The following is a 24,657-nucleotide window of genomic DNA, read 5'->3' on the forward strand; positions in this document are numbered from 1 at the left end:
TAGGTCATCGCCAGGCTCTTATACTGCAGAACCCCCAGCCCCAAAAGGCTGGGGGTTTTTGCTTTGGCGCGGCGCAAGATGGAATGGCTCGCCGCCGCCGCTCCGGCGTAATACCATTACCGCTGAATCCCCATTACCCATCCATGTCGGCTGACAGCGCCTGGTACCTTTATCTGCTCGAATGCACCGGCGATTCCATCTACACCGGGATCACGACCGATGTTGCCCGCCGCTTCGCCGAGCATCTGTCCGGAAAAGGCGCTAAATACACGCGATCGCGAAAGCCGATACGCGTCCTGGGCCAACTGCGCTTCGACACGAAATCCGAAGCGTTGAAGGCGGAAATCGAGATCAAACGCCTGAGTTCGAAGCAGAAGCGCGCATTTTGCGCGCAACTGCCAACAGGCGAGCCGGCCCAGTAGCCGCAGGGCGACAAAACAAAAAGGCCGGTATCGCCTTCGCGATACCGGCCTTTTCCATGCCTGCAGAATCAGACCACAGTCAGCGTCACGTCGATATTGCCGCGCGTCGCGTTCGAGTACGGGCACACCTGGTGCGCCTGTTCGACCAGCTTTTCGGCAGCCTCGCGCTCGAAGCCCGGCAGCGAGATCTTCAGTTCGACCTGGATACCGAAGCCTTGAGGGATCGGGCCGATGCCGACCGCGCCTTCGATCGTGGCATCGGCGGGCACGGTGATCTTCTGCTGGCCGGCCACGTAGCGCATGGCGCCCAGGAAGCAGGCCGAATAGCCGGCAGCAAAAAGCTGTTCCGGATTCAGGCCATTGCCGGCGCCACCCATTTCCTTGGGCACGGCCAGCTTGGCGTCGAGCTGGCCGTCGGACGTGGTGGCACGGCCGTCACGGCCGCCGGTGGCGGTGGCATGGGCGGTATAAACGACTTTTTCGAGTTTCATCTAAGGCTCCGGTTTGTTGCCCGAGAGGGGCGTATCAATGCTTGCCGTCAGTCCGGCAGGCTGGAATCGGTCCGCGCCTGTTCAAGCGTCGACCGCAGTGCATGCAGGCGCTGCGTCAGGGCCTGGATCTCTTCGACCGGGCACTGCGTGGCGCACAACATCTGTTCAGGAATACGCGCTGCGCGCTGGCGCAATGCGTGGCCGGAGTCGGTCAGGCTGACCAGCACCCGCCGTTCGTCGGCTGCGTCACGTGTGCGCGTGACCAGCCGCGCCGTCTCCAGCCGCTTCAAAAGCGGCGTCAGCGTCCCCGAGTCCAGCGCCAGCCGCGCGCCGAGTTCCGAGACCGTCAGCGTTTCTGCCTCCCACAACACTAGCATCACCAAGTATTGCGGATAAGTAAGTCCAAGCTCACTTAACAGCGGCTTGTACAACTTGGTCATGGCCAGTGAGCTCGAATACAGCGCAAAGCACAGCTGGCGATCCAGTAACAGCAAATCTGGGGAGGGGTCCGTGTTGCGTTCCATGACGATATATTAGACGCAATTAGATTGTGCGCAATATAAATTTTCATTTCCCGAAATGTGCTCGATACGCCCGTGCATGGCCAGGTGCTGACCCTTAAGTCTGTTTTAAGTCTGGGTCGCTAGCATGACCGTGTTGCGTCGCAAAATGCCGACGCCTGATGCACAAGGAAAGGAACCACACATGATGCGCCAGACCATTGCTCGCACGGCCGTTGGTATCGCGGCCCTTGCCGCCCTTGGCGGCGGCTATGCCTATCTGCAGAAGGAAGTCATCACGCCGGGGTACGCGGCACCTGCGCCAGCCGCCGCGCCTGCGCAGCCGGTGGCCGCCGTGGCCGCACCGACGGATTTCTCCGGCATCGTGGCACAGTACGGGCCCGCCGTGGTCAATATCAGCGTCACCGCGCGCGCCCAGCGCACCTCGGCGCAGATGCCGCCGGGCATCGATCCGGACGATCCCCTGTTCCAGTTCTTCAAGCGTTTCGGGCCGCAGCTCCAGGGTCCGCAGGGCGGCCAGCAGCAATTGGTGCGCGGACTGGGCTCGGGCTTTATCGTGAGCCCGGACGGGCTGATCCTGACCAATGCGCACGTCGTCGACGGCGCGCAGGAGGTCACCGTCAAGCTGACCGACCGCCGCGAGTTCAAGGCCAAGGTGCTCGGCAGCGATCCGCAGACCGACGTGGCCGTGATCCGCATCGATGCCAGGAACCTGCCGGCCGTGCGCCTGGGCGATCCTTCGCGGGTGCGCGTGGGCGAGCCGGTGCTGGCGATCGGTTCTCCCTATGGCTTCGAGAACACGGTGACCGCGGGCATCGTCAGCGCCAAGTCGCGCTCGCTGCCGGACGATACCTATGTGCCGTTCATCCAGACCGACGTTGCCGTCAATCCCGGCAACTCGGGCGGGCCGCTGTTCAACCAGCGCGGCGAGGTGGTCGGCATCAACGCGCAGATCTACAGCCAGACCGGCGGCTACCAGGGCCTGTCGTTCGCGATCCCGATCGACGTGGCCACCAAGGTACAGCAGCAGCTGGTGGCGCATGGCAAGGTCACGCGCGGGCGCCTCGGCATCAGCGTGCAGGAGGTGAACCAGGCGCTGGCGCAATCGTTCGGGCTGCCCAAGCCCACCGGTGCGCTGGTCAACTCGGTCGAGCCCGACAGCCCGGCCGCGCGCGCTGGCCTGAAGCCCGGCGACGTCATCATGCAGCTGGACAATGACGTGATCGACCATTCGGGCGACCTGCCCGAGCACGTGGCCGATATCAAGCCGGGCACGCAGACTTCGCTGAAGATCATCCGCAAGGGCCAGCCGATGACGCTGTTGGTGACGGTGGGCACGGCCAAGGACCGGGCCGTCGCACAGAAGGGCGGCAGCAGCGAGGCTGGCGGCCGGCTGGGGCTGGCGGTGCGCCCGCTCACGCCGGCAGAGAAGCGTGACAGCGGCATCGACGGCGGCCTGGTGGTCGAGGACGTGGCCGGTCCCGCTGCGCGCGTCGGCATCCAGCCGGGCGACGTGATCCTGTCGCTCAACGGCACGCCCATCAGCTCGGCCGAGCAGCTCAGGTCGCTGGTATCGAAATCGGGCAAGCAGGTGGCACTGCTGGTGCAGCGCGACGATGCGCGCATCTTCATTCCGCTCGACCTGGGCTGATTGCCGCGGGCACGCCAGACTGCCCGCAAGCCGTTAACTGGCAAGGCTTTGCTGCCCGCTCGGGCCGTATACCCCGACGTATACCGACACGTATACGAAGCCGGTATACGGCCCGCTAAGCCTTGCCGGAGGCGGGATTCAGCGCAACGAACTGCTTACAGAAAGCGCGCCAGCAGGTATTATCTCGACTGCGATGCACGAAGCATGCGGCGGTAGCCCCCGCCGACCCTGGTTCTGCTGAATCGACAAAGAGGAAGTCTATGCAGTTGGATTTCACCCGCGCCATCACGCCGGGTACCGATAGAGCGCGGCGACTGACGTCCACGACGTCCACCGCCGGCTCCGCGCCGAAGCCCCGGCGGCGCAAGAAGATTGTCGCCCCCCACTGGGAGCGCGGCTATCGCTCACACTTCTACCGCAACGAACGCGGCGACAAGCTTGGCGAAGTGCGCCTGTCCGAGCGCGGCGATATCCCCGTGGTCTACCACTGGGCCGCCGGCAATTACTCTGGCGCAGAAGGCTCGCTGGCCCACGCCCGTGCGCGCGTGGAAGAGACCATCGGTTTCGGCATGCGCCAGCTGTCGCTGTTCTGAGCAGGTACTTCGCCGGTGCCGCATCCGCCGGCACTGCGACCCGTCCGCGCCATCGCCTCGTGCGCGGTGCCTTCGCTTCTCCCCAAGATTCCGCGTCTGTTCCGCAGTAGTTCCAGTCGTCGCACCGCTTGCGCGTAGCCGCTCGCGCGGGCTTCAGGGCAGCCGCCGCTGCAGCAGCATGTACGCCGCCGCGCCCAGCGCCAGCACCGCAATCAGCCGATAGATATCCTCGCAGGCAATCAGCCTGGCCTGCTGCTCGATCAGCCCGCTCAGTTGCGCGAGCGCGCCCAGGTGGGCCTGCGCCGCATCGAAGCCGCGCGCGGCCAATGCCGCCTGCATGGCAGCCATCCAGTGTTCGGTTTCGGCGGGGCGCTGGCCCACCGCGTGCAGCAGGCTGTCGTGCACCGCGAACTGGCGGTTCTGCAGCAGCACCGCACCCAGCGCCGAGGCAAAGGAGCTGGCGACCTGCCGCATCAGGTTCTTGCTGCGGTAGCCATGGGCGAATTCATCGGGATCCAGCGCCCGGAACGTCAGCCCGGCAATGGGGATGATCACCAGCACGCCGAACAGGCCCTTGCCGACCAGCCCCCATGCCAGCGCCGGCGGGCCGGCGTCGGGCGGCATCTGCAAGAACCACCATGCCGTGGCGGCCATCAGCACCAGGCCGGCGACCATCAGCGGCTTCTTGCGCGTCAGGCGCGGCGCCACCTGCAGGTAGACGAAGATGCCGGCCAGGCTGACCAGCGCGGCAAAGGTGTTGAGCCAGCCGGTGGTGGCCAGCGGGATCTTGAACGCTTGCTCGGCATAGATCGGGAACAGGTAGCCGCTCAGGTTGCTGATCATGTAGTACACGAAGTACATCGCCAGGCCGGTCAGGTACACCGGGTGGCGCAGGGCGCGCAGGTGCAGCACGGGTTCGCTGTGGTGCCACTGGTGCCACAGGAACACGGCCAGCAGCGCCAGGCCCGCGGCGGCCACCAGCGCGAGCCGCAGCGGGTGCGAGAACACGTCGAAGCGCGCCTCGGTCAGCGCCGCCTGCAAGGTCACGATGGCGGCGCCGAACAGCAGCAGCGGCCCGAGCGCGGGGCCGCCGGTATCGGTGCGCGGCTCCGCATCCGGCAGCAGCAGCCAGGCACCCAGCGTGGCCAGCGCGGCGAACGGCAGCACGCCGTAAAACACGTCCTGCCATACGCCATGGTCGATCAGCTCGGCGGCGAAGGCCGGGCCCAGCGCCGACGCCGAGAAGATGCCGATCATGAAAATGCGGGCGGCGCGCGGACGCGCCGTCGGGCCGAACAGCACGTTGACCAGGATGCGGCAGCTGGTGAACAGCGCGCCGCCGCCCACGCCCTGGATAAAGCGCGCCACCACCATCTGCGGCAGCGCATGGCTGGTCGCGGCCACGACCGTGCCCGCCATGAACAGCAGCAGTGCCCCCGTCAGGTAGTAGCGGTAGCCGAACCGGCGCGACAGCCATTGCTGCTTCAGGATCATCAGCATGCTGCCCACCGCGTAGGCCGCCTGCACCAGCGCAAAGCTGCGCGGGTCGGCGTCGAGGCCGCCGACGATATGGCTGGAGGCAAACACGAACATGATGTTCTCGAGGAACTCCACGCCGGTGGCCAGCGCCAGCAGCATCATCAGCAGGGTCTGGCGCTGCCGGTGGCTCAGCCAGCGCAGCCACCGCATGCTGACGCGCAATCGCCACAGAGGCTGCCAGGGTGAGCCGGGATTCATGGCTGGAGCCCCTCCAGGGTCTGGTGCAATTGGGTCAGCGCACGCGTGGCGCTGGCCAGGCCACCTGCGCCGAGCGGCGCCCAGGCCTCGCCGTAGGCGCCATGCACCGCCGGCGCGGCGCGCTCCAGCAGCCGGCGCCCGGCCGGGGTCAGGGTCAGCTCCAGGCTGCGCCGGTCACTGGCCGACGCCCGCCGGCGCAGCAGCCCGCGCGCTTCCAGGCCGTCCAGCAGCCGCGTCATCTGCGTGCGCGTGGCGTCCAGCGTGGCGCCCAGCTCGGACGGCATGCTGGGCCGGATTTCGTCGACGGCAAGCATGCTCAGCAGCAGGTACTGGCTCATGTCCAGTTCGAACGGGGCCAGCGCCTGGTCGATATGGCCGCGCAGCAGGCGCGCGGTGCGCAGCAGCAGCCTGGAGGCCAGGATCAGGTCGCGCGGGGCCTCGGGATGGCTGGCGCAGAAGCGGTCGATGCGTTGCTCGAAAGACATGGCGGGAGGCGTTGCGATCCACGCGAGCGGCGGATCGGTTACATTCGATATAGTTACATATGTAATTATATCAAACGAAGCTAATCCCGACAGGGCGTGCCGGCCGGCCTGGCCGGCGGGGGCTTAATGCCGCAACGCCGCGGCGATCTGGCGAATGCCTGCCCGCATCGCTGCCAGCGCCTGCGCATGGCCCGCGGCCGGCAGGTTGCCGTAGCGCAAGCCGACATAGGCGGCGCTGACGGCAGCGATCGTGTCGGCCGCGCGCGGCAGCCGTGCGCCGGCGCGCGCGGCGAAGTCTTGCGGTCCTTCGGCCTGGGCGCGCTCGCAGCCGTGGCGGGCCAGCAGGGCGCAGAAGCGGGCATAGGCCGCATCGACCGGGTCTGCCGGCCCGCGGCGCCGCCACAGCGGCACCAGCGCCAGCAGGCACAGTGCGCCCAGCACGCCGGCCAGCAACTGCCCGGCGCCCACGCCGGCGCCGAGTGCCAGCAGCAGCCGCTGCTGCTGCGCATGGTCGTACTGCAGCACCCAGCGCTGCCAGGTGTAGACGATGCCCTCATAGGCCCAGCGCAGGTCCTTCAGCCATGCCGGTTGCTGAGACGGCCGCCAGTCCGCGGCTTCGCTGCCCACCACCGCATCCAGCCCCTGTTCGATGCGGCCCGGGGCAACGGCGCTGGTCGGGTCCACGCGCACCCAGCCGCGGCCGTCGAGCCAGACCTCGGCCCAGGCATGCGCATCGGACTGGCGCACCACGTAGTGGTTGCCGATGGGGTTGTACTCGCCACCCTGGTAGCCCGTGACCACGCGCGCGGGCACGCCGGCGGCGCGCATCAGGAAGACGAAGCTGCTGGCGTAGTGCTCGCAGAAGCCGCGCCGGGTGTCGAACACGAAGCTGTCGACCTGTTCGCTGCCCAGCGGCGGCGGGCTCAGCGTATAGGCAAAGGGCGCCGCCGCGAACAGCCGCAGCGCGGCCTGCACGCGCGCGGCGGGATCGGCATGGCGGTCGGCCCATTGGGCGGCCAGCGCGCGGGCGCGCGGATTGCCGTCCGGCAGGCTCAGGGCCAGCCGGCGCGTGGCGGGTGTCAGCGCTTCGGGCGCGGGGGACAGCGTGGAATGCGTGCGATAGCGCATGCGCTGGTCCACCGGCCGGCGCACCATGAATTCGCCGTCGGGCGTGGCGGCGGCGTCCATGCCGGCGGACAGCGCCTGGCCGCGGTCCAGCGCGAACAGCCAGCGTTGCTGGCTGGGCTCGAGCGTAATGCTGATGTCGATGCCTTCCGTGTTGCCGGCCGCAGGCGCGGGCGCCAGTTGCTGCCGGCGCTGCCGCGACGGGTGCCAGGTGGTGCCGTCGTATTCCCACAGCACCAGCGCACGCCAGTACAGCGCCGCGGCGGGCAGCGGCGGGCCGGCGACCTCGGCACGCAGGGCGACTTCGGGCGAACGGATCAGCTGCCCGACGCTGCCCGGCCGCATGGTGTCGCTGATGCCGGTAGTGCCGCGCGGCGCCGATTGCGGCAGTTGCCACAGCGGGTGCTCCAGCCGCGGGAACAGCACGAACAGCGCCAGCGCCCAGGGCAGGCCCAGCAGCGCCATGCGTCCCAGCAGCGGCCAGATCGCCAGCCGGCTGCGCGCCTCGGGGTGGTGCAGCAGCAGCCAGTTGCGCAGTACCCAGGCGCCGATCGCCAGGCTGTACAGCGCCAGCCAGAACGGCTGGTCGGACAGGTACAGCGTCAGCAGCAGGTAGAACGACAGCTGCGTGACCAGCGTCGCGTCCGACAGCGCGCGGCATTCCAGCAGCTTGAGGATGACAAAGGCGCCCAGCAGCGCCACGGCGAGCTCGCGCCCCATGCCGCCGCCGTCCTGCCACAGCAGCGCGCTGGCCACCAGCAGCACCATGACCGCGGTGATGCCGAGCATCCAGCGCGAGGGCAGCGGCGCCCGCCGCCGCCACAGCAGCCAGCGCCAGCCCAGCAGCAGCACCAGCAGCAGGCTGACCGCCACCGGCAGCGTGCGCGCCTGCGGCGCCAGCACCAGCGCCAGCTGGCCCAGCAGCAGTCCATGGTCGTCATGCCGCAGCGGCCGCGCGACGGGTTTCACGCCCGGTCTCCGGCGCGGCAGGCCGCGGGCCGTTGCGGCCATAACGCCAGCGCTTCCAGGCAGGCGCGCCGGTGGCTGGCGCCGCGCGCCGGCGGCAGTTCTGCGCCGGGCAGGCGCAGGCCGATCTCGGCATCGTCACCGGCGGCCAGCAGCCACGCGCACAGGCGCGACAGCCGCGCTTCCGCTTCCATGCCGGCGGGGAGTGCGTGCCAGTCCAGCCAGCGCGCCGGCTGCTGCGGCGGATCGCCGGCGCGGCTGAGCCAGCGGCCGGTGCGCGCGCTGTGCTTCCAGGCGATGCGGTGCAGCGGGTCGCCGCTGCGGTAGCGGCGCAGCTGGTCGATGCCGTCGTCGCTGCTTGCCGCGCTCGCGGCCGTGTGCACGCCATCGCCAGCGTCGGGCCGATATGCGGCAGGCGGTGGCGGGGCGTCAGGCTCCGGGGCGGGATAGACCAGCGTCGACAGGTCCAGGTCCGCATAGCTCCAGACCCGGAACAGGCCGAACGGAAAGCGGCTGGCGATCGCCACGCGCGGCAGCACCAGCCGGCCCCGGCGCGCAGTCGGCACGTGCAGGGCGAGCATGCCGCCGGAGTTGCCATCGAGCGTCAGCATGGCGGTTGCCACGTTTGGCAGCGTCGGCACGCGCGCCTCGATGCCGATGCGCGCGTCGGCATCGCGGTTGTCGATGCGCAGCTGGAACACGGCATCCTGCCCGGCGTGAGCCGGCGCCGCCGGGCCCGCGGCCACGGCGAGGTCGAGCAGGTTGCGGTAGGCCAGCCACATGCAGGCCATGCCGATGCCGGCCAGCAGGAAGGTCAGCGCAAAGCCCAGGCTGATGTTGTAGTTCAGCGAAGTCAGCAGCATCGCCACCAGCACGACCGCAAAGCCGACGCCGCCGCGGGTGGGCAGGATATAGAGGTGGCGGCGGTCCAGCAGCAGTATGCCGCCGGTAGGGCGCCGGCCCGCCGTGCGGCACTGCGTCATGACCGGCGCGCCGCGGAGCACGCTTTTGCGCGCCGCCATGGCCTTCAGGGAATGGCCACGCCGGCCTGCAGCGCGGCCAGTTCGCCGGCAACGGCGGCGTGGCCGCCCGCGCCGGCCGGCAGCAGCCGGTGCGCGGCCACCGCGGTGAAGACCGCCTGCACGTCTTCCGGCAGCACCATGTTGCGCTGCGCCAGCAGGGCCCAGGCGCGCGCGCAGGCCAGCAGCGCCAGCCCCGCGCGCGGCGACAGTCCCGCGGCAAAGCCACCGTGGCTGCGCGTGGCCTGCACCAGCGCCAGCACGTAGTCCACCAGCGCCGGGCTGGCGTACACCTGTGCGGCAGCCTCCTGCAGCGCCAGCACCTGGCTGCCATCCATCACCGGCGGCAGCTCCGGCGCGCTGGCGCCGCCCAGGTACAGCACGCGCTCGAAGGCGGGGTCGGGATAGCCGAGCGACAGCCGCATGGTGAAGCGGTCCAGCTGCGATTCGGGCAAGGCATGCGTGCCGATCTGCTCCAGCGGATTCTGCGTGGCGATCACAAAAAACGGCGACGGCAGCACGTGCGTGGTGCCGTCATGGGTCACCTGCCCCTCGGCCATGGCCTCGAGCAGCGCGCTCTGGGTCTTGGGCGGCGCGCGGTTGATCTCGTCGGCCAGCACCACCTGCGCGAACACCGGGCCGCGATGGAAGCGGAACTCGCCGGCGTCGCGGACAAAGACCGAAACCCCGATCAGGTCGGCCGGCAGCAGGTCGCTGGTGAACTGCACGCGCTGGTATTGCAGCCCGAGCGTGCGCGCCAGCGCATGGGCCAGCGTGGTCTTGCCGACGCCGGGTACGTCTTCCAGCAGCAGGTGGCCGCGTGCCAGCATGCAGGCCAGCGCCAGCCGCACCTGCAGCGGCTTGCCAAGAACGATGCGGCCCAGCTGGGCCTGGGCCTCGGCCAGCGAAGCGACGATGCGTGGGCGAGCTGTCACGTTGGACCTCGGCGCAAAGGTGGAAATAGCGGGTGGATGCAGGGAATATCGGGTGAAGACCAGCGCATTGTAGCGGCGCGGGCGGCACGCAGCACCGTCTGTTTCCGTACGGAGAGTGGGTGCCCCGGTGCTGTCTGCATGGTTATGGTGCCGCGTCTGCGCCAGATTGCGCCGGTTCTGGCATCATGAGCCTGTCGGGCCACCGGCCCTTCCCATTCCTCTTTCCGCTGCCTGTACCGCGCCTGCTGCAATGACCTCGCTGGACCCCTGCGCCGACCTGCCTTCCTCCGTCCTGTCTGCCGATGCCGGTGCGCTGCCGCGCCTGGTGCAGGCCTTCCACGCCAACGGGTTCGTGATCCTGCGCGGCTTTGCCGACGAGCCGGCGTGCGCGGCGCTGGAGGCGGTGACGCGTGAGCACCTGGCCGCGGCGGTGCCGCCGGTGGAGTTCGAGGCCGACCTGGGCTACCCCGGCGCGCCGGCCGCGCGCGATGCCGCCGGCGGCGGCACGGTCAGGCGGCTGCGCCAGGCCTACGGGCGCGACGAGGTCTTCCGCCGCTGGGCCAGCGCCCCGAAGCTGGTGGCGGTGGTGCAGGCGCTGCTGGGCGAGCCCGCCCGCATCACGCTGGCGCACCACAACTGCGTGATGACCAAGCATCCGCACTACGGCAGCCAGACCGGCTGGCACCGCGATACGCGCTACTGGTCGTTTGCCCGGCCGGAACTGGTGACGGTGTGGCTGGCGCTGGGCGACGAGGACGAGCGCAACGGCGTGCTGCGCGTCATCCCGGGGTCGCACCAGGCGAAGCTGGAGCCGGGCCAGCTGGACCCGGCCGAATTCCTGATCGAAGCCCACCCGGCCAGCCAGCCCCTGCTGGATGCCGCGCAGCCGCTGGCGCTGCACCGCGGCGACGTGCTGTTCTTCGACAGCCGGCTGTTCCATGCGGCGGGCCGCAATGTGTCCAACGCGGTCAAGCTGTCCGTGGCGTTTGCGTATTTCGGGGCCAGCAACCGGCCGCTGGATGGCACGCGCTCGGCCGAGTTCGGCAGCGTGGAGCTGCCCGCGGCAGTCTGATCCCCGCGGCTGCGCTCAGGTGCGCAGCCCGACCAGCCCGGAGATCTTCTCCGAAGCTTCCAGCAGCGGCGGCAGGAAACGCTCCAGCATCTCCTGTGCGCTGGTGCGGTTGGCCTGGCCGCTGATATTGATGGCGGCGATGGTGTGGCCGGCGCGGTTGCGGATCGGCGCGGCCAGCGACACCAGCCCTTCTTCCAGCTCCTGGTCGTTGAGCGCCCAGCCGCGCTTGCGGATGTCGGCGACGATGGCCTTGAGCGCGTCCACGTCGGTGACGGTGCGGCTGGTGCGCGCGCGCAGGTCGGTGGCGCGCAGCACGCTGTCGAGCTCGGGCTCGGCCAGGCCGGCCAGCAGCACCCGCCCCATCGACGAGCAATAGGCCGGCAGGCGGCTGCCGATCGACAGGTTGATGGTCATGATCTTGCGCGCCGGCACGCGCAGCACGTAGACGATCTCGGTGCCGTCCAGCACCGAGATCGAGCAGCTTTCATGCACCTGCTGCGACAGCGTCTCCATGATCGGCTCGGCCAGGTTCCAGAACGGCATCGAGGTCAGGTAGGCGAAGCCCAGGTCCAGGATCTTGGGCGTCAGCCGGAACAGGCGGCCGTCGGCCTGCACGTAGCCCAACCCCACCAGCGTCAGCAGGATGCGGCGCGCGCCGGCGCGCGTCAGGCCGCTGGCCTGGGCGATCTCGGTCAGCGTCTGGGCCGGGTGCTGCGCGTTGAAGGCCCGGATGACCGACAGCCCGCGTGCAAAGGACTGCACATAGCTGTCGCTCGGCTTTTCGGGCGTGGCGGCGGCGCTGTCGGCGGTCTGCGGTGCTTGCGGCGGGTTCTGGCGGGAATCGGTGGGGCTGGCCATTTGCGTAGCCCGGCGCGGTTCGCCGGATTGGCACGGAAAGGCCGAAAGGGTAGAGGAAATGGCGGGATTGCGCCAGTACCGGCCCAGGACATGGCCTGGCGCCTGGCGCGTGGGTTCCTTACCGGAAGCTGCGCTGCGCAAGCACGAACACCGCCGCCACCACGCACAACACGGCAAAGCCGTGCAGCATGTCCATGCCGGCCAGCAGCGTGGCCTGGCGGTCGACTTCCAGCGAGATTTTGGCCAGACTCGTTGCCGAGAGCGCATCCGGCGCCTGCAGCACCGGGTTGTAGCGGGTGATGTGCTCCACCAGGTGGGTGCGGTGCTGCGCCAGGCCGTCCTGCATGAACACGCTTGCCAGCCCCGTGCCCATGGCCGAGGCGATCTGCTTGCACACGTTCTTGAACTGGTAGGCGTGCGAGAAATCCTCGACCGGCACTTCCAGGTAAGTCATCGACGCCACCTGCACCATCAGCAGCACCGGCGTCAGCCCTTCAAGCAGCACCACCGGCACCAGCGCGTAGTCCGGCGCGCCCGGCATCAACTGCTGCGACAGCAGCATCGCCGCGCACGCGTAGACCACAAAGCCGATGGCGATCACGCGCCGCTTGCGGAACACCAGCGCCATGCCCAGCGTGATGAGGATGGCGCCGATGGCCGACACCGTGCCGCTGGTCGACAACAGCATGCAGGTGGTGCGGAAGGTCAGCCCCAGGCCGGTCTGCGTGAGCGAGGGCAGCAGGAACGACCAGGCCGACGAGAGCAGGTAGTACAGCGTGTAGAAGCCGAGTCCGTACAGGTACTGGCGCCCGGCCAGGCGCGAGAAGTCGATCCACGGGTCCGGATGGCGATACAGCCGCCAGCCGCTGAAGGCGAACAGTGCCAGCCCGCACAGCGCGGCCAGCGGCATTTCCAGCGAACTGAAGAAGCGCGTGTAGCGCATCTCCTGCAGCGTGTGCAGGAACACCAGCGCGCCCAGCGCGGCGCCGATGGCGGCGGGCCAGTCCAGTGTCGATACCGGCGGATGCGGGTCGCGCGGCGCGCGGGCCGGGTAGGTCAGCGCCACCGACAGCAGCACCGGCAGCGCAATGCCGGCCTGGAACAGGAACACCGCGCGCCAGCCGATATCGTCCAGGAAGATGCTGGTCAGCCAGGGCGTGATCGCCAGCATCGAGAACGCGCCGCCGCCGAAGCGCAGCATCAGCGGGCCGCGCTCTGCCGGCGTCGACACCAGCTGCACCAGGATGCGCGAGGCCGCGAACAGGCCGCCGGCGCCCAGCCCCTGCACCGCCTTGCCGGTGATCAGCCCGGTGGGGCTGGCAAACTCGGCGCAGATCAGCGAGCCCAGGACAAATACCAGCAGCGACCCCATGGTGAAGCGCTTGTAGGTGATGCGGCGCGCGACCTGGTCCAGCACCATGTTCATCAGCACCGCGGTGGCCGCGTAGGCCGAGATCGCGTACAGGTAATCTTCCGGCGCGGCACCGACGCCGCCCTGGATATGCTGGCTGGCCACGCCCATCATCAGCGTGGACGAGAAGTCGATGCCGGTCACCAGCCCGAGCGTCAGGCCGAACAATGAAAGACGCCAGTGACCCATTTCCGGGTGACTGGCGAGTTGCATGCGCGGGCGCTGGGGTGTGGGGGCGGCGGGGGCTGGGGCTGCTGGAACTGCGGGGGCTGAGGCGTCCGGTCCAGCCGGGACAGGCTTTTGTTGCATCGCTCAAGCATAATGTAGGCCTGCCGTCGGGAACTACAGCTTGTCAGGGAAACATTGTCCGGTGAACGAAACAATCCAATGGAATGATTGGGAGGCGTTCTGCTGCGTGGTCGAGCAGGGGACGTTCACGGCCGCCGCGGAGCAGCTGGACTGCCCCAAGTCGCGCGTCTCGGCCGCGGTGGCGCGGCTGGAAACCGCCATCGGCGCCAAGCTGCTGGAGCGCACCACGCGGCGCATGCGCCTCACGGATGCTGGCAAGGCGGTCTACCGCGATGTCGCCCCCTTATTTGCGCGGCTGCGCGAAATTCGCCAGGAAACGCTGGCGCGTGAAGAGCGCGTGCAGGGCGTGCTGCGCATCGCCACACCCTATGAGTTCGGCGCCCAGCAGCTGGGTGGCGTGATCTGCCGCACGCTGGCGGCGCACCCGGCGCTGGACGTGGCCGTGGAAATCACCCAGGGCCTGGTCGACCCGATCCGCGACGGGTTTGACGTGGCCTTCGTCGTCGTCGATACCGACCTGCCGGACTCCGGCACGGTGGCGCGCCGCATCTACCATGTCGAACGCGGCCTGTTTGCCGCGCCGGCGCTGGCGGCCAGCCTGCCGGCGCAGTTGCGCCCGGAAGACCTGGCCAATATGCCGACGCTGACCACACCCGGCGACACCGTCTGGGAATTCACCCGCGACGGCCAGACCGTGTCCGTGCCGATCCGTCCGCGCATGCAGACCCACAACGCCGAACTGCGCCTGCAGGGCGCGCTGGCGGGGCTGGGCATCGCCCGGCTGTCGGTCATTTATTGCGAGGCCGAGATCGCGCAGGGGCGGCTGGTGCGCGTGTTGCCGGACTACCCGCTGCCGCCGCTGCGCGTATTCGCGCTGCTGCCGGACCGGCGCCTGCAGCCGCGCAAGGTGCGGGCCTTCATGGAAGCGATCGAATCGATGATGGTGTCCGAACTGGAGCCCGAGGCGGGCCTGGACGGGGGGATGGGGGCGGAAGCAGCCGCGAGCGTGCAGGCTGAGGGAGAGGCCCGTCCGGCGGGTTGAGGGCGCTGGCGGGCCGCCACGGCCGGGGCCGTGGCAAGGGAAGGGGCAGGGACTCAGGCGCCGTCGGTGAACGCGTCGCGGCGGTCGGTGGTCTTGGCGCCATCGGTGTACGGATCGGCCCGGCCGATCCTGGCGCCGTCCAGGAACGGATCAGCCTTGCCGACGTGGGCGATGCTGCCGTCCAGGCGGGCGATGTCGGAAACGGGTTCGGAGGCGTGGGCAGCGGCCGCGGCAAACGACAGGCTGGCGGCGCACAGCAGGGAAAGCGCCAGGCTGCGGCGTTGGGCGATGGTCTTCATGGTGTGAGGTCCTTCTCAGGCAGGGTGCGTGGCGGAAGCGCCACGGTGCCTGTAATGTAGGACTTCACACTGAGCAGAAAAAGGGTCAATTCTCGATACACTGTCCAAGATTCTGGACAATGTGCCGAGCCGCCGCTGGCTCAGTAGTGCATGCCGAAGATGCTGGCGCCCAGCCGCGCGATCACCATCAGCAGGATCTGCGCGATCACGAACAGCACCAGCGGCGAAACATCGAAGCCGCCCAGGCGCGGCACCACGCGCTGGATCGGGCGCAGCACCGGCGCGGTCAGGTGGTCGATGGCCGGGGTGATCGGCGAATGCGGGTTGACCCACGACAGGATCGCCATCAGCAGCGTGACCCACATCACCAGGCTGATCGCCCATTTCAGCACGTAGAGCAGGGCGGTCAGCAGCATGGCCGGCAGGAAGCCGAGCAGGTCGATGCCGCTGAGCAGCGCGACCAGCACCAGGAACACCACCGCGGTCAGCCATGCACCCACTACCGTGGCCCAGTCGATGCCGCCCACCCCGGGGATGACCCGGCGCAGCGGGCGCACCAGCCAGTCGGTGATCTGGAACACCCCCTGGGACACCGCATTGCGCGTAGGCAGCCGCGTGAGCTGCATCCACACGCGCAGCAACAGCGCCATGCCGAACAGGGTGAAGACGGTATCCAGCAGGAAGAGAGCGATTTCCGAGAACATCGGTGCGTTTTCCGGTGACGGGTGAAGGTGTCTGCAACCGCACAGATTCTGCCATAGCCGGACGCCGGCACGATGCAACTGTGCGTCGGGCACGCGACCTGGCGGACAGGTTTGTGCTGGCGGCGCGGTGCGCGGCCCCTATAATTGCGTGCGCCCCGGTTGCGGGACCGGCCGCGTGCCCGTGGTCTTGCGCGTTGTTACAGCGCTTACCTCCTCCTTTGCGTTTTTTCGCCACCTTATGCCCAGCAAGTCCGCCCCGTCCCGGAAATCCACATCGCTTACCAAGGCCGACTTCGAGGCCCTCTCCGATTTCCGCTACCAGTTGCGGCGCTTCCTGCGATTTTCCGAAGATGCGGCGCGCGCGGAAGGGCTGACCGTGCAGCAATACCTGTTGCTGCTGCATATCCGCGGTTGTGCCGACAAGGACTGGGCTTCCATCGGCGAACTGGCGGAGCGGCTGCAGGCAAAGCAGCACGGCGTGGTGGCGCTGGTCAACCGCTGCGAGGCGGCGGGGCTGGTCAGGCGCCGGCTCAACCCCGAGGACCGCCGCGTGGTGCAGGTGCACCTGCTGGCCAAGGGCGAGCGCTACCTGAACCGCCTGGCGATGCTGCACCGGACCGAGCTGGAATCGCTGCGCGGCGCTTTCCGCGTGGCCCGCATCACCCAGTTCAACGACGACGGCGCCGAGCGCGCCTGAGCCCCGGCAGGCCAGCACTGCCAGCCGGTTACAGGCAGTTACCAATCACAAGTTCCGGTGACACCCGCTGGCCGCCGGCGGCCCTAGACTCGCGCGCATTCCCCAACACGCGCAGCGCGCAGGAGTCCTGACATGTCCATCCCCCTTCGTTCGGTTGTGCTTGCGGTGCTTGGCGCCGGTGCGCTGGCCGGGTGTGCCACGCCGTATGGCTACGACAACGGCTATGGCGGAGGGTACGGCGGCAGCTACGGTGGCGGCTATAGCAGCAGCGGCTACGGCAGCAGCGGCTATGGCGGCAGCACCACCATCAGCGGCTACCCGGCGCAGCAGGGCTACCCGCAGGCATCGGGCTACCCGCAGGGGTATCCGCAGCAAGGGTATCCGCAACAGGGTTACCCGCAGCAAGGCTATCCCCAGCAGCCGTATCCACAGCAGTCATATCCGGACGGCAGCTACGGCAACAACTACGGCAACCAGGCCTACGGCGTGCGCTACGGCTGGGTCGAGGCGATTGAGGTGGTGCCCGGCCAGCCGCCTTCGACCAGCGGCGCGGGCGCCGTGGTCGGCGGCATCGTGGGCGGACTGCTGGGCCACCAGGTCGGCGGCGGCCGCGGCAATACCGTGGCCACCATCGGCGGCGCGGTTGCCGGTGCGGTGGCCGGCAACGAGGTCGAGAAGCGCACCGGATCCTCGGCCGCGGCTTACCGTGTGCGCGTGCGCACCAGCGACAACGCCTACCTGACGCTGACGCAGTCCAACGCCTACCAGATGCGCATCGGCGACCGCGTCAAGGTCGAGAACGGCGTAGCCGTGCCGTACTAAGCGCCGAACAGCTGCGCGTAGTCCTCGCGCAGCTGGCGCTTGAGCAGCTTGCCCGCCGTGTTGCGTGGCAGGTCCGCGACGAACACGATGCGCTTGGGCACCTTGAACGGCGCCAGCGCCTGGCGCGCATGGGCGATCAGCTCTTCCTCGGCGGCGTCTTCATGGCCGCGCTTGCGCACCACGCAGGCGGCCACTGCCTCGACCCACTTCGGGTGCGGCAGCGCGAACACCGCTGCCTCGGCCACCGCGCCGTGGGTGTACAGGCACTCTTCCACCTCGCGGCTCGATACCAGCACGCCGCCTGAATTGATCACGTCCTTGATCCGGTCCACCACGTACAGGTAGCCCTCGGCATCCATATAGCCGAGGTCGCCGGAATGGAACCAGCCGCCGGTGAAGGCTTCAGCGGTCTGTTCGGGCTTGTCCCAGTATTCCGTCAGCAGTTGCGGCGAGCGATGCACGATCTCGCCCAGCTCGCCAGGCGGCACGTCCTGCATGGTCTCGTCGACGATGCGGGTCTCGACGTTCAGTACCGGCCGGCCGGCGGAGGCGGGGCGCCCGGCGTGTTCGTCGGGGCCCAGCACCGTGGCCAGCGGCCCGATCTCGCTCTGGCCGTAGCAGTTGTAGAAACGCAGTGCCGGCAGCTTCTGTTGCAGCTCAAGCAGCACCGGCACCGGCATGATCGAGGCCCCGTAGTAGGCCTTGGTCAGCGACCCCAGCCGCGCCGGATCGAAGTCCGCATGGCGCAGCAGCGCGATCCACACCGTGGGCGGCGCAAAGAAGCTGGTGATGCCCTCGGCGTGGATGGTGCGCAGGCAATAGCCGGCCTCGGGGCTGTCGGCGATCAGCGTGGTGCCGCCGCACAGCAGCAGCGGCATCAGGAAGACATGCATCTGCGCCGAGTGGTACAGCGGCAGCGCGGCCAGCGAGTAGTCCGATTCGCGGATATCGCAGGCGGCAATGGTGCTGACGTATTCGGCCAGCAGCGCGCGATGGGTCAGCACGGCACCCTTGGGGGCGGAGGTGGTGCCCGAGGTGTACAGGATCTGCGCAGGCGTGGTGTCGGTGAGCGAATCGGACACCGGTGCCGCGGGGCCGCTGGCGGCGGCGGCCAGGACATCGCGCACCTTGCCGCCGTGCAGCGTGCCGCTGACCTTGCAGGGCAGGCCCTCGACGCGGTCGGCCAGCGCCGGATCGGCAAAGATCGCGCTGGCGCCCGATTGCGTGACGATGTACTCGGCTTCCGCGTGCGTCATCGAGAAATTGACCGGCACATGGATCAGGCCGCTGCGCAGGCAGGCCAGCCACAGCAGCACATAGGCGTCTGAGTTCTTGCCGAAGGCGGCCACGCGGTCGCCGGGGCGCAGGCCCCATTGCGCCAGCGCGCCGGCCACGCGGGCCGCGGCCTCATCCAGCTGGCGGTAGGTCCAGGCCCGTTCGCCGAAGCGGATCGCGGTCTTGCCCGGGCTGCGCCGCACGGCGCGGGCAATGGCGTCGGGAATGGTGTTGCGCAGGGCGCGCTGCTGCTCTGACTGCATGGTGGTCTCCATTGTTATGGTTTGGGGTCCAGCAAGTCTTGAAGCCAAGCGCCGAGGATAAAGGCTGCCGCCCGGCCATGGCAAGGCGGCAGCGTCTCGGGGTGGGACTACAGCGCGTCGGGGTGGACTACAGCGCTTCCGACAGGAACACCAGCGCGCGCCCGTGCGCCAGCGCGGCGCTGGGCTGGTGGTAGGAGCCGCGCGCCCAGCAGTTGAAGCCGTGGTCCGCGCCCTGGTAGACGTAGATCTCGCTGCCGGGTTTGCCGGCCATGGCGTCGCGCACGCCTTGCACGGCCTCTGGCGGGATGTGCGCGTCGAGCGCGCCGTAGTGGAACTGCACCGGCACACGGATGTTCGCCGCCTCTTGCAGCTGGTTCTGGATGCCGCCGCCGTAGTAGGGCACGGCCGCATCCACCAGCCCGCGCGCCGCGCTCAGGTACGACAGCAGGCCGCCGAAGCAATAGCCCACCGCCGCCACCTTGCCGGCGCCGGTGTGCTGGCGCAGCACCTGCACCGCGGCGGCAATATCGTCCAGCGCGGCCGTGACATCCACCGCCTTGCGCAGCGCCATGCCGCGCGCCATGTCGTCGCCTTCGTAGCCCAGTTGCACGCGTGGCGCCTGGCGCCAGAACACGTCGGGCGCCAGCACCGCATAGCCGTCGGCGGCGTACTGGTCCGCCACGGCGCGGATATGTTCGTTGACGCCGAAGATCTCCTGCAGCAGCACAATGCCCGGCGCGCCGGGCTGCACGCCTGCCGGCGGCAGGCTCAGGTAGGCATCGAAGCTGCCCGCTGCGGTGTCAACGCGGATCCACTGGCTGTCGGGGATGGCTGTCATGGGGAAAGGCTCTCCGGAAGGGCTCTGAACAGGAAAGCTGCAAGTTTGCCACTGCGCGCCGCTTCGTGCAGGGCAGGGCGCCCTGCTGCTGCCGTCAGTACGCGCGCGACTGCTGGTAGCGCTTGTTCCAGTTGTCGGTGTAGGCCCTGACCACGGCGGCGTCGCCGCGGATCAGCATGCCGTTCTCGGCGTTGCGCTCCTGCGCCGACTTGGTGAAGTTGAACGATCCGGTGAAGACTGCCTGGTCGTCGAACACCATCACCTTGTTGTGCGCAATCGCGGGCTTGTTGTCGATCACCACCGGCACGCCGGCATGCTTGAGGTAGGTGGCACTGGTATAGCGCTCGGACTGCTGGCTCTTGTCCAGGATCACGCGCACGTCCACGCCGCGCCGGTGCGCCTGCGCCACGGCCTCGGCAATCGGTGCGCTGGTGAACGAATAGGCCTGGATCAGCAGGCGCTGGCGCGTGCTGCGGATGGCATTGATCAGCAGCGCCTGGCAACTCGCGCCATCGGGCACGAAGCACAGCGTGTAGCCGCTGCCATCGGCAAACGGCTTGGCCGGCACCGGCTTCGCATCCGGCGGCTGGGCCGGCTTGCCGGTGCGCGTGGGAAAGTGGTTGGCGACGGCCTCGTTGAAGGTCTCGCTGATGCTGTTGGCGATGGTGTCGGTCACCTGGTCGAAGGTGGAAGCCGAGCGGGCATGCGCCAGCAGCGCGAAGGGACTGAACGAGGTGAAGGCCGACACGGCGGCGGCCAGGCCCAGGCCCAGCACGGCCCGGCGAATGAATCTGTAAGTCACGGCGGATCTTTGCGTCGGTGAATGACGGCATGCGCGCGCCGCGCGCCGCATGCCGTCGGGGCGGGTTCGCAGCGTAGCAGCCGCATACGCCACTGGCAAAGCGTGATTGTGTAACAGGATCTGCGGCCGGCTATGCGCTGCAGCATCGGTGCACCGCCGCTGCCCTTGGGACTATCCGCACCCGCGCCTATGATGGATGGAACCCCCGCGGGTCCGCCCGCCAAGGAGAGGGATATGAGCAACCATACCTACAAGCTGGTCGAGATCGTCGGATCTTCACCCGATGGCTGCGACCAGGCCATCCAGAGCGCCATTGCCAAGGCCGGTGAAACCATCAAGAACATCGACTGGTTCGAAGTGGTGGAAACGCGCGGCCACATCACGAACGGCAAGATCGCGCACTACCAGGTCACGCTGAAGATCGGTTTTCGCGTGAGCTGAGTGCGGCGCCGCGCTTGCGCGGCGGTATTGCGTGCCGGCACGGGCTGCGCTGCCTGTGCGGGTTGGTGCGCGTGCTCGCTCCGGACGCAGCCTTCGGGATAAAAAAAATCGGCCGACGCGAGACTGCCGTCGGCCGGGTGCAGGGAAACCTGGTGTCGTCAGCCCAAACGCGACCAGCTCAGTCGAACTGGTACGAATAAGTCATGTTGATCCGCGGCGACCGACGGCTTGCATTGGTCGGCTTGTCACCCACCGGTTGTGCCACCGAAATATCCAGCGTGTAGTAGCGCCGGTCCGAGAAGCGCGCGCCAATGGCTACCGATGATAGGCTGCGGTGCGACAGCGACACGCTGTTGGAGAACACGCGCGCCACGTCGGCCGACACATAGGGCTGGATGGTGCGCAGGTAGGTCATGTCGGGCAGGAACAGGCGGCTGATTTCCGCCGAGGCCCCCCAGCCCTTGTCGCCCGCCACTTCGCCGGCGGGATAGCCCAGCCCGAAGAAGCGTCCGCCGAAGCTGATCTGCTCGCCCGAGGCCAGGCGGTCGCCGCTGTACTGGCCCGCCGCGGCCACGGTGAGGCCGAAGCCCGCCGGCAGGTCTTTCGACTGCGACAGCAGCAGCCGCGTGCGGAAGAAGCTCAGGTCGTTGGTGTTGTTCTGGCGGCTCGCGCCCAGCGCATCGAAACCCTTGTACAGGCCGAGCGTGGCGTTGCGGCTCACGCCTTCGCCGCGCTGAACGTAGGTCAGCTCCGCGGTGCCCACGCGCACGTTGGTGCCCAGCGTCACGCGCGTGCCGGTGGCGGTGTGGGTGTACCGCTCGAACTGGTCGGCGCCGTAGAAGCCGCCGGTCAGCGTGAGCGTATGCGCGTTGGACAGCAGCAGCGGATAGCTGACTGAGCCGCCGATGCGCTTGGTGTCGTTGACGTAGCGCGGGTTGAACCCGATCGCCTCCAGCGTGGCGTTCTGCGGCACGCCTCGGTAGTGCGAGGCATTGAGCCGCGCGATCATGCCCTCGGTGCCGAGCGGCTGCGCGTAGCTGGCGGCGTAGTACTCCTCGTTGTCGCGGCCCTTGGGGAACAGTGCCGAGACCGAAATCTGCTCGCCCAGCGGCGTCAGGCTGTTGGTGGTCGCGGTGGCAATGGCGCGCAGGCCTGGCGACATGTATTCAATGCCGGTGCCGAAGGTGAACGGCTTGCGCTTGACGTCGAGCACCATCTCGCAGGCGCCGTCGGTGGTGGTCGGCGGCTGCACCGTGGCCGCCACCTGCAGCCCGGGCTGCAGGGCCAGTGCATTGACGTAGTGTTCGAATCGGTCCTGGCGCAGCGGGCGGTCCTGCTGCAGCTTCTCGGCAATGGCGCGCAGCCGGCCCTCTGCCGGGCCCGCCTTGCCAGTGACCGTCACCTTGGCCACATAGCCTTCGACCACGGTGATCAGCACATCGCCGTTGGCAAAATCCTGCGCCGGCACAAAGGCAAACGAGAGCGGATAGCCGCGCTCCTTGTACATCTGCGTCACCGTGTTGGCCGCTTCCAGCAGCTGCGCCACCGTGATCTCGCGGTTGGCCAGCGGCTTGAACTGCGCGGCCACTTCCTCGAACGGCAGCGTCTTCGCGCCCTCGATGCGAAAGCGCCGTGGTGTCAGGCGTGTATTGAGCAGGTCCTGCATGGCCGCCTGCGGCCGTTCGACCTGCACGGTCACGCTGCTGTCCGGCCGGGCCGGAGCAATCTTCGGGAGCGTCTGGGTTGGGTCGCCCTGGACCGGGCTGCGCGGATCGGCCTGGACCAGGCCGTGATGGAACGCGCCGACGCCGACCAGCAGCGCGGCAACGCGATGACGTGCACGCATGGCAAAACCCCTGTAAGGAAATACTGCGGCTATTGACGTCGCGTGCCACTGGCGCGGGGATTGCCGCTACCCCCGGGCGCCTGCTGTCCGATGCTGCCGGCTCAGCGCGTGGCCGCTACGTTGAATCTGGTGTGCTCCGCTGCCCGCGATCAGGCGATCGCCAGGGCAGCGGCTGAGGCAGGATTACTTCTGGCCGAGCGCACCGGTCAGGCCGCCCAGCAGGCCGCCAACCAGGCCGCCGATCGGGCCGGTGGCGCCGGTGGTCGAACCCTTGCTGGTGGTGCTGCCCGCGGTGGAGGTGGCGCCACCGGTCACGGCGGCGACAACATTGGTGACGGGAGCCAGCGGGCTGGTGGTGCCGGTGCCCGCCGCGGCGCCGGTGACGCCGCCCACCACGCCATTCACCACGCCGCTGACCGCGGTGGTGACCGGTGCCAGCGGCGAACCGGTGCTGCCGCCGGTGGCACTGCCAAGGCCGCCGGTGGCGGTGCTGACCAGGCTGGTGACCGGTGCCAGCGGCGAACCGGTGCCGCCGCCGGTGGCACCGCCAAGGCCGCCGGTGATGCTGCTCACCAGGCTGGTGACAGGCGCCAGCGGCGAACCCGTACCGCCAGCGCCTGCACCGCCAGTCAGCCCCCCGGCCAGCGCAGTCACCGGTGCCAGGACCGGGCTCAGCGCGCCCAGGCCGCCGCCGCTGGCGGGCCCGTTCACTGCGCCGCCCAGCGATGCCACGGTCGTGCCGGTGGCGCTCACCACGCCGCCGACGCCCGAGACTACCGGCGTGTTGGTCTGTTGCAGCTTGGTGCCCGCCGTGGCCAGCGCACCGCCCACGGTTGCGAGCAGGCTGTTGGCCGGGGCGCCCAGGCCCGTGGCCGCGCCCAGCGTCTGCGTGGCGCCGGTCAGCTGCGAGGTGATCGGCACGATCAGCTTGCTGGTGGTAATGGTCACCTGCTCGACTGCGCCGGTCGACAGGACCGTGGTCAGCGTGCCGCCGGCGTTGCTCACCGTGTCGCCCAGCTTGTCCACCACCGTGCCCAGCGGCGAGGTCAGTGGCGCCAGCGGCGCGAGCTGGCCGGTGCCCAGGCCGCTGACAGCGGTGCCGGCGCTGGACACTGCCTTGCCGAGTTCGGTGACCACATTACCGGTGCTGGCGACCGTGGTGCCAACCGGATTGGTCGAATTGGGGATGCTGCCCAGGCCCGCTTGCAGGCCCGTGGCCAGCGCGCCCACGGCATCGCCGGTGGAGGCCACCACGCCGCCGAGGCCGCTTTGCGTCTGTGTCGGCACCAGCGGCAGGTTGGCGCTGCCGAGCTGGTTGCCGAGGTCGGTGACGGTGCTGCCCGTATTGCCCAGCACCGTGCCGGCATTATTGATGACCGTGGCGGTCGGGGTCAGTGCGGTAGGCGTTTCGCCGCCGCCAGTGTTGCCGCCGTTGCCACCCGTTCCACCGGTACCACCCGTGCCGCCGCCCGTGCCACCGGTACCGCCGCCGGCGACGTCGGTGCTGCCGGCGGAGCCACCCATGCCGCCGGTGCCATCGGTACCCGTGGTCTTGGTGCCGCCATTGGTGCCCGCCGTGTCGCTGGTGCCCATGGAGGTCGATCCGCTGCCGCTGGCGCAGCCACCCAGGGCCAGCAAGGTTGCGAGGAGTGCCGTTACGGCGAGTTGTTGTTTGCGCATGTTCTGTTCCCTCATTCCCGTCGTTTAAATCGCTCGGCCGCGCAACGCGTTCGCATTCTGCGTGCGGCGGTGACGGATATGGCGCAATCGGTATGCCAGCGCTGCGGCGCGTCCTGGAACGGACCCCGCGGAAGTCGGGTGTGGTGCCCGCAAAGCCTTGCCGGGTACGGCTTCCAGGGGAGCCGTGGGAACCGCTTGCGGCGCTGCCGGGGATGGGGTGTCAGGGCGGCCGCGCGTTACGCGTTACGTAACGTGTGTCGTCTGCAGGGAACAAGACAGCCGGAACGGCGGGCTCGCGGCGACGGCGAACCAGCCAGGAAAGCGCGGCGTGCCACGCGCTGCCGACGCCTCCC

General features: G+C 68.9%; 24 protein-coding genes. 8 read left to right on the forward strand and 16 right to left on the reverse strand.

Going from position 1 to position 24,657, the window contains the following annotated elements; all coding sequences use genetic code 11:
- Positions 1-143: 143 nt before the first annotated feature.
- Positions 144-422 carry a GIY-YIG nuclease family protein gene (locus tag AC3WLF_RS12090; protein WP_492357577.1) on the forward strand — a complete coding sequence of 93 codons (279 nt, stop codon included), beginning with the start codon at positions 144-146 and terminating at the stop codon, positions 420-422.
- Positions 423-490: 68 nt separating this feature from the next.
- Here the strand turns inward: AC3WLF_RS12090 and AC3WLF_RS12095 are convergent, their stop codons facing one another.
- On the reverse strand, positions 491-913 hold the full coding sequence (locus AC3WLF_RS12095; RefSeq protein ID WP_010809789.1) for an organic hydroperoxide resistance protein: 423 nt from the start codon (positions 911-913) through the stop codon (positions 491-493).
- 47 nt (positions 914-960) lie between these two features.
- Positions 961-1,437: a MarR family winged helix-turn-helix transcriptional regulator gene (locus AC3WLF_RS12100; protein WP_492357571.1), complete on the reverse strand. Its 477-nt coding sequence runs from the start codon at positions 1,435-1,437 to the stop codon at positions 961-963.
- A 181-nt stretch (positions 1,438-1,618) separates the two neighbouring features.
- Between AC3WLF_RS12100 and AC3WLF_RS12105 the strand changes: the two genes are divergently transcribed.
- Together AC3WLF_RS12105 and AC3WLF_RS12110 are read left to right on the forward strand one after the other, a co-directional pair.
- A complete protein-coding gene (locus tag AC3WLF_RS12105) occupies positions 1,619-3,085 on the forward strand; it encodes a DegQ family serine endoprotease (protein ID WP_492358272.1) in 1,467 nt (488 codons plus the stop codon).
- Between the two features lie 260 nt (positions 3,086-3,345).
- Positions 3,346-3,678, forward strand: a complete 333-nt coding sequence (locus AC3WLF_RS12110; RefSeq protein WP_492358273.1) for a hypothetical protein — start codon at positions 3,346-3,348, stop codon at positions 3,676-3,678.
- Positions 3,679-3,831: 153 nt separating this feature from the next.
- Here AC3WLF_RS12110 and AC3WLF_RS12115 read toward each other — a convergent pair whose 3' ends face one another.
- From AC3WLF_RS12115 to AC3WLF_RS12135, 5 genes are all read right to left on the reverse strand, one after another.
- Positions 3,832-5,415, reverse strand: a complete 1,584-nt coding sequence (locus AC3WLF_RS12115; protein ID WP_492358274.1) for an MFS transporter — start codon at positions 5,413-5,415, stop codon at positions 3,832-3,834.
- Entirely contained in the window at positions 5,412-5,900 is a 489-nt protein-coding gene (locus tag AC3WLF_RS12120; protein WP_492358275.1) for a MarR family winged helix-turn-helix transcriptional regulator, read from the reverse strand. The genes AC3WLF_RS12115 and AC3WLF_RS12120 overlap by 4 nt, the downstream gene beginning before the upstream one ends.
- 123 nt (positions 5,901-6,023) lie before the next feature.
- On the reverse strand, positions 6,024-7,994 hold the full coding sequence (locus tag AC3WLF_RS12125; RefSeq protein WP_492358276.1) for a transglutaminase TgpA family protein: 1,971 nt from the start codon (positions 7,992-7,994) through the stop codon (positions 6,024-6,026).
- The gene (locus AC3WLF_RS12130; RefSeq protein ID WP_492358277.1) at positions 7,991-9,013 is read right to left on the reverse strand and encodes a DUF58 domain-containing protein; all 1,023 of its coding nucleotides are present in this window, start codon (positions 9,011-9,013) and stop codon (positions 7,991-7,993) included. Before AC3WLF_RS12130 ends, AC3WLF_RS12125 begins: the two co-directional genes overlap by 4 nt.
- Positions 9,014-9,018: 5 nt before the next feature.
- Entirely contained in the window at positions 9,019-9,945 is a 927-nt protein-coding gene (locus tag AC3WLF_RS12135; protein WP_492353360.1) for an AAA family ATPase, read from the reverse strand.
- 250 nt (positions 9,946-10,195) lie between these two features.
- Here AC3WLF_RS12135 and AC3WLF_RS12140 point away from each other — a divergent pair, with 250 nt between their 5' ends.
- Positions 10,196-11,017, forward strand: a complete 822-nt coding sequence (locus AC3WLF_RS12140; protein ID WP_492353361.1) for a phytanoyl-CoA dioxygenase family protein — start codon at positions 10,196-10,198, stop codon at positions 11,015-11,017.
- Between the two features lie 15 nt (positions 11,018-11,032).
- Here the strand turns inward: AC3WLF_RS12140 and AC3WLF_RS12145 are convergent, their stop codons facing one another.
- Together AC3WLF_RS12145 and AC3WLF_RS12150 are read right to left on the reverse strand one after the other, a co-directional pair.
- Positions 11,033-11,875: an IclR family transcriptional regulator gene (locus AC3WLF_RS12145; protein ID WP_492318202.1), complete on the reverse strand. Its 843-nt coding sequence runs from the start codon at positions 11,873-11,875 to the stop codon at positions 11,033-11,035.
- A gap of 118 nt (positions 11,876-11,993) precedes the next feature.
- Positions 11,994-13,595: an MFS transporter gene (locus AC3WLF_RS12150; protein WP_492358278.1), complete on the reverse strand. Its 1,602-nt coding sequence runs from the start codon at positions 13,593-13,595 to the stop codon at positions 11,994-11,996.
- 61 nt (positions 13,596-13,656) lie between these two features.
- On the opposite strand from AC3WLF_RS12150, the gene AC3WLF_RS12155 reads away from it, so the two are divergent.
- Entirely contained in the window at positions 13,657-14,637 is a 981-nt protein-coding gene (locus AC3WLF_RS12155; protein ID WP_492318200.1) for a LysR family transcriptional regulator, read from the forward strand.
- Positions 14,638-14,690: 53 nt separating this feature from the next.
- On the opposite strand, the gene AC3WLF_RS12160 is transcribed toward AC3WLF_RS12155, so the two are convergent.
- Positions 14,691-14,936 carry a hypothetical protein gene (locus tag AC3WLF_RS12160; RefSeq protein ID WP_492353031.1) on the reverse strand — a complete coding sequence of 82 codons (246 nt, stop codon included), beginning with the start codon at positions 14,934-14,936 and terminating at the stop codon, positions 14,691-14,693.
- A gap of 140 nt (positions 14,937-15,076) precedes the next feature.
- Positions 15,077-15,640, reverse strand: a complete 564-nt coding sequence (locus tag AC3WLF_RS12165) for a YggT family protein (protein WP_492318198.1) — start codon at positions 15,638-15,640, stop codon at positions 15,077-15,079.
- Positions 15,641-15,878: 238 nt separating this feature from the next.
- On the opposite strand from AC3WLF_RS12165, the gene AC3WLF_RS12170 reads away from it, so the two are divergent.
- Both AC3WLF_RS12170 and AC3WLF_RS12175 read left to right on the forward strand, forming a co-directional pair.
- Complete coding sequence (locus AC3WLF_RS12170) at positions 15,879-16,337, forward strand: MarR family winged helix-turn-helix transcriptional regulator (RefSeq protein ID WP_011616392.1); 459 nt, start codon at positions 15,879-15,881, stop codon at positions 16,335-16,337.
- Between the two features lie 132 nt (positions 16,338-16,469).
- A complete protein-coding gene (locus AC3WLF_RS12175; RefSeq protein ID WP_492318197.1) occupies positions 16,470-17,159 on the forward strand; it encodes a glycine zipper 2TM domain-containing protein in 690 nt (229 codons plus the stop codon).
- Here AC3WLF_RS12175 and AC3WLF_RS12180 read toward each other — a convergent pair.
- The 3 genes from AC3WLF_RS12180 to AC3WLF_RS12190 form a co-directional block, all read right to left on the reverse strand.
- Complete coding sequence (locus AC3WLF_RS12180; RefSeq protein WP_492353030.1) at positions 17,156-18,697, reverse strand: acyl-CoA synthetase; 1,542 nt, start codon at positions 18,695-18,697, stop codon at positions 17,156-17,158. The two genes, AC3WLF_RS12175 and AC3WLF_RS12180, sit on opposite strands and share 4 nt — an antisense overlap.
- A 127-nt stretch (positions 18,698-18,824) precedes the next feature.
- Entirely contained in the window at positions 18,825-19,535 is a 711-nt protein-coding gene (locus tag AC3WLF_RS12185) for a dienelactone hydrolase family protein (protein WP_492318195.1), read from the reverse strand.
- A gap of 94 nt (positions 19,536-19,629) precedes the next feature.
- On the reverse strand, positions 19,630-20,337 hold the full coding sequence (locus AC3WLF_RS12190; protein WP_492318194.1) for a phospholipase D family nuclease: 708 nt from the start codon (positions 20,335-20,337) through the stop codon (positions 19,630-19,632).
- A 234-nt stretch (positions 20,338-20,571) separates the two neighbouring features.
- Here AC3WLF_RS12190 and AC3WLF_RS12195 point away from each other — a divergent pair, with 234 nt between their 5' ends.
- On the forward strand, positions 20,572-20,778 hold the full coding sequence (locus tag AC3WLF_RS12195) for a dodecin (RefSeq protein WP_010809809.1): 207 nt from the start codon (positions 20,572-20,574) through the stop codon (positions 20,776-20,778).
- Between the two features lie 178 nt (positions 20,779-20,956).
- Here AC3WLF_RS12195 and AC3WLF_RS12200 read toward each other — a convergent pair whose 3' ends face one another.
- Both AC3WLF_RS12200 and AC3WLF_RS12205 read right to left on the reverse strand, forming a co-directional pair.
- Positions 20,957-22,624 (reverse strand): ShlB/FhaC/HecB family hemolysin secretion/activation protein, encoded by a 1,668-nt coding sequence (locus AC3WLF_RS12200; RefSeq protein WP_492353029.1) that lies wholly within the window; start codon positions 22,622-22,624, stop codon positions 20,957-20,959.
- Between the two features lie 183 nt (positions 22,625-22,807).
- Positions 22,808-24,304, reverse strand: a complete 1,497-nt coding sequence (locus AC3WLF_RS12205; protein ID WP_492358279.1) for a collagen-like triple helix repeat-containing protein — start codon at positions 24,302-24,304, stop codon at positions 22,808-22,810.
- Between the last annotated feature and the right edge of the window lie 353 nt (positions 24,305-24,657).

Source organism: Cupriavidus sp. FW306-01-F10A, from assembly GCF_058782785.1.